11 protein-coding genes and 1 tRNA gene are annotated in these 12,289 nt (G+C 55.5%); 7 read left to right on the forward strand and 5 right to left on the reverse strand.

Annotated elements, in window-relative coordinates:
• The first annotated feature begins 13 nt into the window (after positions 1–13).
• Together ACR0DY_RS01570 and ACR0DY_RS01575 are read left to right on the forward strand one after the other, a co-directional pair.
• The gene (locus ACR0DY_RS01570) at positions 14–1,234 is read left to right on the forward strand and encodes a cysteine desulfurase (RefSeq protein ID WP_480545568.1); all 1,221 of its coding nucleotides are present in this window, start codon (positions 14–16) and stop codon (positions 1,232–1,234) included.
• A 77-nt stretch (positions 1,235–1,311) separates the two neighbouring features.
• A tRNA-Arg gene (locus ACR0DY_RS01575) sits at positions 1,312–1,388 on the forward strand.
• Between the two features lie 275 nt (positions 1,389–1,663).
• Here the strand turns inward: ACR0DY_RS01575 and mepK are convergent.
• Entirely contained in the window at positions 1,664–2,233 is a 570-nt protein-coding gene (gene mepK, locus ACR0DY_RS01580; RefSeq protein ID WP_480480893.1) for a peptidoglycan L,D-endopeptidase MepK, read from the reverse strand.
• Between the two features lie 353 nt (positions 2,234–2,586).
• On the opposite strand from mepK, the gene ACR0DY_RS01585 reads away from it, so the two are divergent.
• Genes ACR0DY_RS01585 through ACR0DY_RS01600 form a run of 4 tightly spaced genes read left to right on the forward strand, consistent with a single transcriptional unit; the run spans position 2,587 to position 6,828 of the window.
• Entirely contained in the window at positions 2,587–4,194 is a 1,608-nt protein-coding gene (locus ACR0DY_RS01585) for a L,D-transpeptidase family protein (protein WP_480897706.1), read from the forward strand.
• Between the two features lie 34 nt (positions 4,195–4,228).
• Entirely contained in the window at positions 4,229–5,320 is a 1,092-nt protein-coding gene (locus tag ACR0DY_RS01590) for a UDP-3-O-(3-hydroxymyristoyl)glucosamine N-acyltransferase (RefSeq protein WP_480897708.1), read from the forward strand.
• A gap of 32 nt (positions 5,321–5,352) precedes the next feature.
• A complete protein-coding gene (locus tag ACR0DY_RS01595) occupies positions 5,353–5,610 on the forward strand; it encodes an acyl carrier protein (protein ID WP_171723262.1) in 258 nt (85 codons plus the stop codon).
• Positions 5,611–5,619: 9 nt separating this feature from the next.
• Positions 5,620–6,828, forward strand: a complete 1,209-nt coding sequence (locus ACR0DY_RS01600; RefSeq protein WP_267366704.1) for a beta-ketoacyl-[acyl-carrier-protein] synthase family protein — start codon at positions 5,620–5,622, stop codon at positions 6,826–6,828.
• A gap of 48 nt (positions 6,829–6,876) precedes the next feature.
• Here the strand turns inward: ACR0DY_RS01600 and ACR0DY_RS01605 are convergent, their stop codons facing one another.
• A complete protein-coding gene (locus ACR0DY_RS01605; protein WP_480480900.1) occupies positions 6,877–7,455 on the reverse strand; it encodes an invasion associated locus B family protein in 579 nt (192 codons plus the stop codon).
• Between the two features lie 432 nt (positions 7,456–7,887).
• Between ACR0DY_RS01605 and ACR0DY_RS01610 the strand changes: the two genes are divergently transcribed.
• Entirely contained in the window at positions 7,888–9,435 is a 1,548-nt protein-coding gene (locus ACR0DY_RS01610) for a helicase HerA-like domain-containing protein (RefSeq protein WP_480897710.1), read from the forward strand.
• 32 nt (positions 9,436–9,467) lie between these two features.
• Here the strand turns inward: ACR0DY_RS01610 and ACR0DY_RS01615 are convergent, their stop codons facing one another.
• The 3 genes from ACR0DY_RS01615 to ACR0DY_RS01625 all read right to left on the reverse strand — a co-directional run bounded on the left by ACR0DY_RS01615 (position 9,468) and on the right by ACR0DY_RS01625 (position 12,224).
• Positions 9,468–9,722 carry a hypothetical protein gene (locus tag ACR0DY_RS01615; protein ID WP_209503910.1) on the reverse strand — a complete coding sequence of 85 codons (255 nt, stop codon included), beginning with the start codon at positions 9,720–9,722 and terminating at the stop codon, positions 9,468–9,470.
• Positions 9,723–9,903: 181 nt separating this feature from the next.
• The gene (locus tag ACR0DY_RS01620) at positions 9,904–11,217 is read right to left on the reverse strand and encodes a branched-chain amino acid ABC transporter permease (RefSeq protein ID WP_480480904.1); all 1,314 of its coding nucleotides are present in this window, start codon (positions 11,215–11,217) and stop codon (positions 9,904–9,906) included.
• A complete protein-coding gene (locus ACR0DY_RS01625) occupies positions 11,214–12,224 on the reverse strand; it encodes a branched-chain amino acid ABC transporter permease (RefSeq protein ID WP_267366195.1) in 1,011 nt (336 codons plus the stop codon). The genes ACR0DY_RS01620 and ACR0DY_RS01625 overlap by 4 nt, the downstream gene beginning before the upstream one ends.
• Between the last annotated feature and the right edge of the window lie 65 nt (positions 12,225–12,289).

The following is a 12,289-nucleotide window of genomic DNA, read 5'->3' on the forward strand; positions in this document are numbered from 1 at the left end:
GAATACCACTCTTATGTATGATGTGCAGAAAATCCGCTCTGACTTTCCGATCCTGTCGCGTCAGGTGAATGGCAAGCCTTTGACGTATCTCGACAATGGTGCTTCGGCTCAGAAACCTCAGGTGGTCATTGACGCGGTGACGCGGGCCTATGCCGAGGAGTATTCGAATGTCCATCGTGGCCTGCATTTTTTGTCTAATCTTGCGACAGAGAAATACGAGGCCGTTCGTGGCACGATCGCGCGGTTTTTGGGGGCATCGAACGAGAATGAGATCGTCCTGAACTCTGGTACCACCGAAGGGATAAACCTGATCGCCTATGGCTGGGCTATGCCGCGACTAGAAGCGGGGGATGAGATCGTTCTGAGTGTGATGGAGCACCATGCAAACATCGTACCCTGGCATTTCCTACGCGAACGACAGGGTGTCGTGTTGAAATGGGTCGATGTCGACGCAGAGGGCGGGCTTGACCCTCAGGCGGTAATCGATGCAATCGGGCCGAAAACCAAGCTGGTTGCTGTGACACACTGCTCGAACGTGCTGGGTACGGTCGTGGATGTGAAAGCCATAACTAACGGCGCACATGCCAAGGGCGTTCCGATTCTGGTTGATGGCAGTCAGGGTGCCGTTCACATGCCAGTAAATGTTGAAGAGATTGGGTGCGATTTCTACGCAATCACAGGCCACAAGCTTTATGGTCCGTCAGGGTCGGGTGCGATTTTCATCAAATCCGAACGCATGGCCGAGATGCGCCCCTTCATCGGTGGCGGCGACATGATCAAAGAGGTCAGCAAGGATCAGGTCATCTATAATGACCCGCCAATGAAGTTCGAGGCCGGCACGCCGGGGATCGTACAGACCATCGGTCTTGGCGTGGCGCTGGAGTATATGATGGACCTGGGGATGGAAAACATCGCTGCCCATGAATCCAGCTTGCGCGATTACGCGATGCAACGTCTGACCGGACTGAACTGGTTGCAGGTTCAGGGCACTCGCCCGGACAAGGCAGCGATTTTCAGCTTTACGCTGGACGGTGCTGGCCATGCACACGACGTTTCTACCATTCTCGACAAGAAAGGTGTTGCGGTTCGTGCCGGTCACCACTGTGCAGGGCCGCTGATGGACCACCTGGGGGTGACGGCAACATGCCGCGCCAGTTTTGGTCTCTATAACACTACCGATGAAGTAGATACGCTGATCGAAGCGCTTGAATTGGCGCATGATCTGTTTGCCTGATTTTGGTCTTGATAAGGGTGCGGCAATCGCGATTTGCAGTTGCACCCGGATTGGAACAAGGTTAGCTAACGGCCAAGGCACCTGTAGCTCAGCTGGATAGAGCGCTGCCCTCCGAAGGCAGAGGCCAGAGGTTCGAATCCTCTCAGGTGCGCCACCCAATATTCAACGTCGGATTGAAATCGGAAGCCCTGAGCAGCGGACTTGTCGATTGGATTGCTTAATGCGTTGATCGTGCAGTCATCACAACGGCCCATGAGTGCAAAAATACTGCTGAGTTGCAGTATTTGAGGGAGGGATTCGCTGTCGGGTATCGGGAGTTATTGTAGTAGTTGATTTGGCGGCTCTGCCGCCAATCGCCACAAATGTTAGAAAACCGAGTGGGAAACTCAGTCAGTCAAAAGTTCCAAACAGAACCGATGTGTTCAGGTTTTACCCGCGCCAGGTGCGAACCACGCCGCAATCCATGTGTACGAAGTTCGATCCGTAATATTGACCAACACCACCTGCACGGCACGACATCGCCGCCTTGGCCATCTGCGAAACCGAGCGGGAGGCAAGGCGCAAATCAGCTGCTTGCCCTTCCATGTGAAGCGAATTGCGCGCCACACGGCGGGACCGGGAGCGGAGCATTGCATTGGTCTGAGGAGAGCGGTAGCCAGACAACAGCATATAGGGTTCGTTGACATCCAGCAGGCTGTGTGATGCCGCCATGATATCAATCGTGCGCAAATCGATGGATTTTACCTGATCTGTGCGCCAATCACGCATGAAGTTGTTCACTTCTTTGACAGCGTCCTTGATATACTTACCATCGACCCAATAGATCATATCCAACCGTTCGCCAGTGCGACCAGAATACATACGAATGCGACGAATATCGCCGCCACCGCGTAAAAAGCCTGCTGCGTTGGAGTAGGTGGGTGCTGCTACGACTGCCGTTGCTGCAAACGCTCCCAATAGGGCACGCCGGGTCAAGCCCGAGGAACTGCTCTCTGTCATTTTAGTTTCGTCCCGTACTGTTCCTGCCTGCACACGATGTTACGTGCACTGTCTTAATTATTCCCATCCCAGATGCAGAATGTATGGCACAATCGGAATCGACGGCCAAGAAGTGTTTCAATTGCACCTTTTCAAGGGGGAATTTTCGGCAGTTTTTTGCGCATTTGCCACAGAGCATCACAAATATTTCGCAGTTGTGGGCTTTGGGCCGCGCAGCCGATGCAAACGCGCATCAGGCCCACGAAGAAGCGATTTGGTAAGGATATCGTGAGTGGACAAGCGTTCTGGCACGACTGCATAGTTGATCGACGTATAAATCACCAGTTCAAACTATTGAATTCCAAGGCCATCCTATGTTTTCTGTTCTCCGCACCAGTACCAGCATCCTGTTTGCCGCGTGTTTCGTGGCTACCGCATCCGTCGCCAATGTGTCGTCTGAAGCTACGCCAGGAACTGCGTTTCAGATGGCGATGGCTGAACATACTCAGCAGGCGCCGCAACTGGTTGAGTTCTACCGGGCAAACGGGTTTTTGCCGCTTTGGGTCGGCGATACGCCTGAACACACTCAACGCCGGGCAGCGCTGATAAATGCGCTTACGAGTGCGCATCTGCACGGCCTTCCACAGGCCGAGCCGACTGTTGCCGCCGTGATGGAGAAGATGGAAAAGGCCCGTTCGGTGCGCGATCTCGGTGCGGTTGAAGCAGAACTTAGCCGTATCTTTGTCGAATATGCCGACGCGCTTTATGCGGGCGCAATCCGGCCCGGCAGTGTGGATGATGGGCTGGTTCGGTCCGTAGAACGACGCAGCACTGTTGAGCATTTGCAGGGAATAAGCACTCTGGGCGCGGCCTACTTTACTGTCTTGGCGCCGCAATCACATCAATACCGCGCATTGATGAAGCAGAAGTTGTCCTTGGAAAAGCTGGTATTTCAAGGGGGATGGGGGCCAACAGTTCCCGAAAGCAAACTGGAATACGGCGACACGGGACCGAATGTTGTCAAGCTGCGCGACCGTCTGGTGGTGATGGGTTACATGAAACCGTCCGCCAGCCCGTCTTTCGACAGCGCGTTGCTTGAAGGCGTTCGTGCCTTTCAATCCGCGCATGGGCTTGAAACCGATGGTGTGGCGGGCAAGGGGACGATTGCTGAAATTAACCGTCCAGCCACAGACCGGTTGAAAGCCGTTTACGTTGCGTTGGAACGCGAACGCTGGCTGCCTCGGGAACGCGGCACGCGTCATATCCTTGTGAACCAAGCCGACTTCACGGCCAAGATCGTGGACGAAGGGCAAGTCACTTTTGAAACCCGCGCAGTCATCGGTAAAAATGTGCATGATCGAAGAAGTCCGGAATTTTCGGATGAGATGGAGCATATGGTGATCAACCCAAGCTGGCATGTTCCCCGCTCGATCGTGACCAAGGAATACCTTCCGAAACTGCAATCAAACCCGAATTCCGTGGGCCATATTCTGATAACTGACAGAAGCGGCAGGCAGGTCGATCGGGGTGCGGTGGACTTTACCCAGTTCACGACCAGCAATTTTCCCTTCGCAATGCGTCAACCGCCCAGCCAAAGCAATGCGCTGGGTCTGGTGAAGTTCATGTTCCCCAATAAGCACAACATCTATCTGCATGATACTCCACAGAAAAACCTGTTCTCGCGCGAAGTTCGGGCCTTTTCACATGGGTGTATCCGCTTGGCCCAGCCCTTTGAATTTGCATACGCCCTGCTGGCCAAACAAGAGGAAGATCCAAAGGCATTCTTCCATCGCGTTCTGAACACCGGAAAAGAGACCAAAGTTAATTTGGAACAGAAAGTTCCGGTGCATCTGATTTACCGCACGGCCTATATCGGGCCCAAAGGTGAAGTGCAGTATCGCCGCGATGTCTATGGGCGGGACGGCAAGATTTGGGAAGCCTTGCAAAAGGCAGGGGTGGCCCTGCCGGACGTTCAGGGGTAAGCACAGGGCAAATCCTGCCAAAAGGAAGCCCGCCATGCAGTTTACCGTACAACAGATTGCCGAGTCTCTGGGGGCCGAATGTCAGGGTGACGGCGGCCTGACGATTGTGCGCGCCGCCGAACCGGGCGATGCAGGCCCGACAGATCTGGCGATGGCTATGTCTCCGAAGTACGCCGAGGCGCTTACCAACGGAGCCGCTCGTGCGGCCGTCCTTTGGGAGGGCGCCGACTGGCAGGCGATGGGATTGCGTGCGGCGATTTTTGTAAAACGTCCCCGTATGGCGATGGCTGGCATCACTTCCATGCTGGACCGTGGGCAAGGAGTTGAGCCGGGGATTCACCCCTCGGCCGTGATCGATCCAACAGCTGAAATCAGTTCTGACGTGGCGATTGGACCGTTGGTTGTTGTAGGAGCGCGCGCCCGGATCGGCGCAGGCTCTGTCATAGGGGCACATTGCGCGGTGGGAATGGATGCCATTTTGGGCGACCAGGCAGTGTTGCGCGAAATGGTCAGCATTGGCGCACGGGCGCAGATCGGAGATCGTTTTATTGCGCAACCCGGTGCCCGGATCGGAGGGGACGGGTTCAGTTTTGTTACCCCCGAAGTCTCGGGCGTCGAAAATGTACGCAAGACAATGGGCGATCAGGGTGAGGCCAAAGCTCAGAGCTGGCTGCGCATTCATTCGCTGGGCGCTGTGGAAATCGGTGATGACGTCGAAATTGGTGCGAATTGCACAATCGACAATGGCACGATCCGAAATACGTATATTGGCCACGGTTCCAAATTGGATAACCTGGTCCATGTCGGGCACAACACCCGAGTCGGTCAGGACTGCCTGTTGTGCGGTCAGACTGGTGTGTCGGGTTCGGTTGAGATCGGAAACAACGTGGTACTGGGCGGTCAGACCGGCGTTGTCGACAACATATTCATCGGGGATGGGGTTATTGCCGGTGGCGGCACCAAGATACTTTCCAACGTGCCTGCTGGTCGCGTGATCATGGGGTATCCCGGCGTCAAAATGGAAACGCATACGGACATCTACAAGGCACAACGGCGTTTGCCCCGTATGGCACGCGACGTCGAGGCATTGAAAAAGGCTGTTTTCAAACAGACCCCGAGCGATTAAATCAACCTCAAACTGATAATCAGGGGATCGACATGAGCATCAGCGACCGCGTCATCGCGATCATTGCAGAGCAGGCCGTTCTGGAGCCATCGGATGTAACGCCCGAAAGCACGCTGGAAGATCTGGGTATCGACAGCCTCGGGCTGGTCGAAAGCATATTTGCCATCGAGGAAGAGTTCGACATTTCGATTCCTTTCAATGCCAACGAGCCCGAGGCCAATGACTTCGATATCTCCAATGTGGCCGCGATCATCTCTGGGATCGAAAAGCTTGTGTCGGAAAAGGTCTGACACACGCTCATGAAACGCGTTGTCATTACCGGAGCAGGTACGATCAATTCGCTGGGCCATTCGGTCCCTGACACGCTGGAAGCAATGCGCGAAGGTCGTTGTGGTATTTCGGAACTTGAATTCCGGGATGTTGATCGGTTGGCCATCAAGATCGGCGGACAGGTCCGGGGTTTCGAGGCGGAAGGGCGGTTCAACCGACAGCAGATGTCGCTGTACGACCGCTTCACGCAATTCACCCTGACAGCAGCCAAAGAGGCGATTGAACAGTCGGGCATCGAATTTCACGGCGAACTCGCGGCCAGATCAGGCGTCGTTCTGGGGACCGCGGGCGGTGGTGTTTCGACCTGGGATGACAATTACCGTTCCGTTTATGAGGACGGGAAGAACAGGGTACACCCCTTTGTCGTTCCAAAGCTCATGAACAATGCCGCCGCCAGTCATGTTTCAATGGAACATAACCTAAAAGGCCCCAGTTTCACCGTGTCGACGGCGTGTGCGTCATCAAACCATGCGATGGCTCAGGCTTTTCAGATGGTGCGCAGCGGCGCGGCTCCGGTCATGGTTACGGGCGGGTCCGAATCGATGTTGTGTTTCGGCGGTGTAAAAGCCTGGGAAGGGCTGCGCGTGATGTCGAAAGACGCGTGCCGCCCGTTCAGTGCCAACCGCAACGGAATGGTGCAGGGCGAAGGGGCTGGCGTCTTTGTCTTTGAGGAATACGAACACGCCCGCGCCCGAGGGGCCGAAATACTGTGCGAAGTTGTCGGCTTTGCCATGTCATCGGATGCCTCGGACATTGTGATGCCCAGCAAACAAGGGGCCGCGCGTGCCATGGCCGGTGCCTTGGCCGATGCGAAGCTGAACGCAAAAGATGTAGGTTATATCAACGCGCATGGCACCGGAACAGCTGCAAATGACAAGACCGAATGCGCAGCCGTGGCCGACGTGTTTGGGCCGCACGCAGACGATCTGATGATATCGTCCACGAAGTCCATGCACGGCCACCTGATAGGCGGGACCGGAGCTGTTGAGCTGCTGGCCTGCATCATGGCACTGCGGGACGGTGTCATTGCACCGACGATTGGATATGAGGAACCGGACCCGGAATGCGCGTTGGACGTGGTACCGAACGAAGCACGCGAAGCAAAGGTCGACGTCGCGCTTAGCAACGCATTCGCCTTTGGTGGGTTGAATGCCGTACTGGCCCTGAAGCGGGTTTAGTGAAAAAGCCGCCGTTAATAAAACGGCGGCTTCCACGGATGTTTTTTCTTAGTTTGTGTTGACGTTCAGAGCGTCAAAGCCCGATGTGAAGCCGGAGAGCGACATGTCCATTTCAAGAACCTGATCCGGGAAACGGGCGGGAACCAGTGAAAACGTCGCTTTGGTACCAGCTTTCATCGCGTCGATATCCCCTTGGCTAAGACCTAGTTGCGCGATGCAGCCCACGGGAACGCATTGGTGGTAGTTGTACAATTTACGCGGCGCGCCATCGATTGACAGGGCCAGTTGCGCTTGCAGCAGAGTTTCGAGGGGTACGATCACATTTGCCCAAGCAACGGCGGCACCACCTTCTGGTAGTTTCCCGATGGATACTTCTGCGATCGGATCACCATTTTTACCCTCCAGAACCTGAACGATGGCGCAAGGATCCTCGCCTTCCTGTGCCTTGATACAGGATACGTCCCAATCGCCGAATTCTTCCTTTACGAACTGTTCTCCGACCCGGGGGCCTTCCTGACCAAGGTCCAGACCGGCGTCTGGCGCGGTTGTGGTTGTGTCTTGTGCATACGCTGCGCCGGATAGCAGAACAGCGGCGACCGTGTTGAACGAGAGGATTTTCTTGAACATGAATGCCTCGGGTTGATGATTGATCTTTTTGCTTCGTTTAACACTCTTCTGAACCAGTGTCAGGCACTAACAGAACAGCCTTTGCGAACGTGAACGGATTCTTGCCTGAGGCCTGGAACCGCACCTTCGGAGATTAGAAAAAGGGAGCTGTTCGACCAGCTCCCTTCCCCATAAGTTTCTCCCCGTCGGACTGGCCGACTTATTTATGCGCAAACCCTACGGAAGGGGCGCACACGGGTCAACAGCTATCCTCATTTTTTAATCTATGCGCCAGAATAATAATCCGATGGCCAAACCAAAAGGGCCGTGCCAGCAGGCACGGCCAGTCGACAGGGAGGAAGTCTGCCCCGCACTGCAAGGCAAATAGACTATCGCAGTCAAAGGTTAACTTTGTATGCTGGCGGCAGATCGGTGAACAATAAGGCAATGTTAATGGGCACGAATATCTTTTTGGGCGGTGGCGGTGAAAACTATGGCCAGCCGCAGGAACTGGCGTTGAAATATGCCAACCGCCACGGGTTGATTGCCGGGGCAACCGGTACCGGCAAAACCGTGACATTGCAGATTCTTGCAGAAGGTTTTTCTCAGGCGGGTGTCCCGGTATTCCTCTCGGATGTGAAAGGGGATCTGTCTGGTCTGGCCCTTCCTGGAAGCGAGGCCCACAAACTGCATCAGGCCTTTCAGGACCGGGCCAGTCGGATCGGGTTCGAGGATTTTGCCTATTCTGCCTGCCCGGTGACATTCTGGGATTTGTTCGGTGAACAGGGCCATCCAGTGCGCACGACGGTGACAGAAATGGGCCCGCTGTTGCTGTCGCGGTTACTGGAGTTGAGCGACGCGCAGGAAGGTATCCTGAATATCGCATTCCGCGTGGCCGACGAAGAAGGGATGCCGTTGCTGGACCTCAAGGATCTACAGGCGCTGCTGGTCTGGATCGGAGAGAATCGGGCGCAACTGTCATTGCGATACGGCAATGTATCCACGTCCTCGATTGGGGCGATCCAGCGACGTCTGCTGGTTCTCGAGAATCAGGGCGGAACAAAACTGTTTGGCGAACCGGCGCTGGATTTGGCCGATCTGATGCGAACTGACGAAAACGGGCACGGAATGGTGAACATTCTGGCATCAGACCAGCTGATGGCAGCCCCACGGCTATATGCAACGTTTCTGTTGTGGCTGTTGAGTGAACTGTTCGAAGAGCTGCCAGAGGTCGGAGACCCCGAAAAACCAAAGCTGGTGTTCTTTTTTGACGAAGCCCATCTGTTGTTCGACGATGCGCCAAAGGTTCTGGTGGACAAGGTTGAACAGGTCGCCCGCCTGATCCGTTCAAAGGGTGTGGGGGTATATTTTATCACTCAGAGCCCTGCTGACATCCCGGAAGATATTCTTGGACAGCTGGGCAACCGTATACAGCACGCACTAAGGGCATTCACGGCGCGGGACCGAAAGAACCTGAGGCTGGCCGCTGAAACCTATCGCGAAAACCCGACTTTCGACACGGAAACGGCAATTCGCGAAGTCGGCGTTGGCGAAGCTGTCACCTCAATGCTGCAAAAGAAAGGCGTTCCGGGCGTGGTCGAGCGTACGCTTATTCGTCCGCCGGGATCTCAGCTGGGGCCAATTTCAGATGCCGAACGCCGGGATATCCTTGCCGCCTCGGCGATGGCAGGGAAATACGATAAGAGCGTAGATCGAAAATCTGCCTTCGAGATTCTTCAGGCGCGAGCCCAAGCTGCGGCCAGTGCAGCGGAACGGGCGGAATCCGACGAAGTTCTTGAAGCGCAATCGCCGATCGAACGCGAATACTCTTCCGCCCGCAGATACTCCGGCAGCCGGGTCGGTCGGTCCTCATCCCGGGTTGAGCGCAAGCAGGACACCTTCGCCACGGCAATGACCGAAGCGGTGATCAAAGAGCTTAAAGGTACAACCGGGCGCCGGATCGTGCGCGGTATCCTCGGCGGATTGTTTCGCAACAGGTAAAAACGTAGCGTCCTTGGTGGGCGCTACAGCGTTTACTTCAGTCGGCGTTGGCCTTCCTGGCGACAATAGGCGTCAGCCTCGGGAACAGACATCTTCGTGGCTGGGAAGTCGATTGCACGGTCCCAGGTCACGCGATCCTGACGATACAACTGACAGGTCACGACACCTTTTGGTGTCTGTACTTTGACCGGCGTCGTCTCAAGATCTTCGGGACTGGGGACGCAGGCGGATACTGCAACGGCAATAGCCGGAAACAGAATGAGTGATTTCAGATGTGGTGCTTTCATTTTCTACTCTTGTCTACTCGTCTTGTTGATCGATTGAAACGGCATAGGCGAGGGTGAGTGCCAGCAACCTGCCGCAAATCGAAAACACTGTGGTGGGTTCGTTTATTCAGAAAAACCTTAAGAATCAAGAAACCGCGCCAGATAAGTGGCGCGGTTTTGCGCATTGGAACGTGGCGCGGACCTATTTCTCGGGGATCAGACCCCTTGGGCTGAATCTGAGAACAATCAACAGGATCAGGCCCATCGTGAACAGGCGCATATGTGCGGCACTATCAATAAGATGTGCCTTCAGCGCGCTGCCATCCGGCAAGCCTGCAGTGATAACACTCATCAACCACAAGCCAATCGGTTCGACCTGAACCCACAAGAACCATATCAGGAACGCACCCAAAACGGCCCCGAAGTTGTTGCCCGAACCGCCAACGATCACCATGACCCAAACCAGGAAGGTAAAGCGCAGCGGATTGTAAGTGCCCGGCGTCAGCTGTCCGTCCAGAGTGGTCATCATCGCGCCTGCGATGCCGCAAATGGCCGACCCTAATACGAAAATCTGCAAGTGGCGACGGGTGACGTCCTTGCCCATCGCTTCGGCTGCAATTTCATTGTCGCGGATTGCGCGCATCATACGGCCCCACGGGCTTTTCAGCGCCATTTGCGCCATCCAGAGCAGCACCAGAAGAACCAGCATGAACAGCAGCGAATACCCAAGTTTCACCGAGAGGGTGGATGCAGTGACCGGATCCAGCCCCAGCCATTCGGCGCGGGCAAGAAAAGCCGGATCTTGCTGCAAGTCAACTTCATACCCGACAACCGGGGAGGGACGCGGGATGCCATAGACGTTCTTCACGCCGCGGGCCAACCAGTCCTCGTTCTTCATGACGGCGATGATAATCTCGGCGATACCCAGTGTGGCAATTGCCAGATAATCTGACCGCAGCCCTAGCGCGGTTTTGCCAATCAGCCACGCCGCCCCGGCAGCCAGCAGACCTCCGGCAGGCCAGGCCAGCAGAACGGGCAGGTTCAGTCCACCGATGTTACCGGCAATCGCCGGGTCAATGGCCTCGACCGCGGCAACATTGGGGTCGAACACGGCCCGGTAGAGGAAGAAGCCGACGATAAGGACAGTGATTATTGTGAGCGTTTGCACCCGGCCTTTGGGTATTCTTGTTGCCACCAGTACGGCTGCAACAACGGTGGCAGCCCCCAGTAGCAAGGACAGAACGATACCATAACCGCCTGCGCCCCAAGCGCCCGGAGTAGGCTCTGTCGAAACCAGAACCACGGCCAGACCACCCAGCGCGACGAAGCCCATAACCCCTACGTTAAACAGGCCCGCAAAGCCCCACTGCAGGTTCACACCGATCGCCATGATGGCCGAGATCAGCCCCATGTTCAGGATCAGAACGGCAGTGTTCCAACTTTGCGTGAAACCGGTCAGCAGAATCAGACTGCCAACAGCTATGAAAAGCAGAGTGTTTTTGACAGATTCGGTCATACTGCTTTTCCCTTGAACAGGCCCGTGGGCTTAAACAGAAGCACGATCAGCAGGATGACAAAGCTGACAGCGAATTTGTAATCGGTGGACAGGAGCTGGACCAATCCGGACGGCTCCAGGTTTTCGGGGGCCACATAGGTCAGTACTTTTTTCCAGGCATAGGTGATCGTCACCTCGGAAAACGCGATGATGAACCCGCCGGCAATTGCGCCCAGTGGGTTACCAAGGCCACCCACGATGGCCGAAGCGAATATCGGCAGCAGAAGCTGGAAATAGACGAAGGGTTTAAAGCTCTTGTCCAACCCGTAAAGAACACCCGCTGTGGTCGCCAAGGCGGCCACGATGATCCAGGTGATCATCACAACACGTTCAGGGTTGATGCCGGACAAAAGCGCCAGATCCTCGTTGTCGGAATAGGCGCGCATCGATTTCCCGGTTCGTGTTTTATTGAGGAACCAGAACAACAAGGCCACGGCAATAACGGCCACTATCAGTGTAATCCCTTGCGAGGTCTTGATAGCCAGCCCCTCTTGTAGGCCTGTCATGGATTTGAAGTCCCGCGCGGATATCAGGAATCTTGCACCGTCCGAAAACTTTTGGTCATCCGGCCCGATGATAAAGCGCACCAAACCGTTCATGATGAACATTACACCCATTGATACGATCACAAGGATAACCGGCTTGGCCTTTTGTTCGCGGTAAAAGCGGTAGACCAGCCTGTCCGTGACCAACACCAGCAGGATGCAGCCAAGGATGGCAAAGGGCAGGGCGAGCAGGGCAGTCGGCAACGGCCCAAAGCTGACACCAGCGGCCTGTAAGCCCCAAGTGACAAGCACAGCGATCATCGCCCCAAAGGCCATGGTGTCACCATGTGCAAAGTTCGAAAACCGCAGGATGCCGTAGATCAGGGTCACGCCAAGCGCTCCCAATGCCAGCTGGCTGCCATAGGCAATCGCAGGCACGATGACAAAGTTGGCCAGTGTGACCAACGCGTTCAGTAAATCCATGAATTCTTCTCACTGTCCGGGTGCGGCTTTATGGCATGTGTACCATTGGTAATTCAACACACGGC

It is taken from the genome of Ruegeria sp. O6 (genome assembly GCF_056535045.1).

Coding starts and splice junctions, on each gene's coding strand:
- mepK (WP_480480893.1), bottom strand. CDS start 2,233: ATGACAGAGAGCAGTTCCTCGGGCTTGACCCGGCGTGCCCTATTGGGA.
- ACR0DY_RS01595 (WP_171723262.1), top strand. CDS start 5,353: ATGAGCATCAGCGACCGCGTCATCGCGATCATTGCAGAGCAGGCCGTT.
- ACR0DY_RS01590 (WP_480897708.1), top strand. CDS start 4,229: ATGCAGTTTACCGTACAACAGATTGCCGAGTCTCTGGGGGCCGAATGT.
- ACR0DY_RS01600 (WP_267366704.1), top strand. CDS start 5,620: ATGAAACGCGTTGTCATTACCGGAGCAGGTACGATCAATTCGCTGGGC.
- ACR0DY_RS01620 (WP_480480904.1), bottom strand. CDS start 11,217: ATGACCGAATCTGTCAAAAACACTCTGCTTTTCATAGCTGTTGGCAGT.
- ACR0DY_RS01605 (WP_480480900.1), bottom strand. CDS start 7,455: ATGTTCAAGAAAATCCTCTCGTTCAACACGGTCGCCGCTGTTCTGCTA.
- ACR0DY_RS01585 (WP_480897706.1), top strand. CDS start 2,587: ATGTTTTCTGTTCTCCGCACCAGTACCAGCATCCTGTTTGCCGCGTGT.
- ACR0DY_RS01615 (WP_209503910.1), bottom strand. CDS start 9,722: ATGAAAGCACCACATCTGAAATCACTCATTCTGTTTCCGGCTATTGCC.
- ACR0DY_RS01570 (WP_480545568.1), top strand. CDS start 14: ATGTATGATGTGCAGAAAATCCGCTCTGACTTTCCGATCCTGTCGCGT.
- ACR0DY_RS01625 (WP_267366195.1), bottom strand. CDS start 12,224: ATGGATTTACTGAACGCGTTGGTCACACTGGCCAACTTTGTCATCGTG.
- ACR0DY_RS01610 (WP_480897710.1), top strand. CDS start 7,888: ATGGGCACGAATATCTTTTTGGGCGGTGGCGGTGAAAACTATGGCCAG.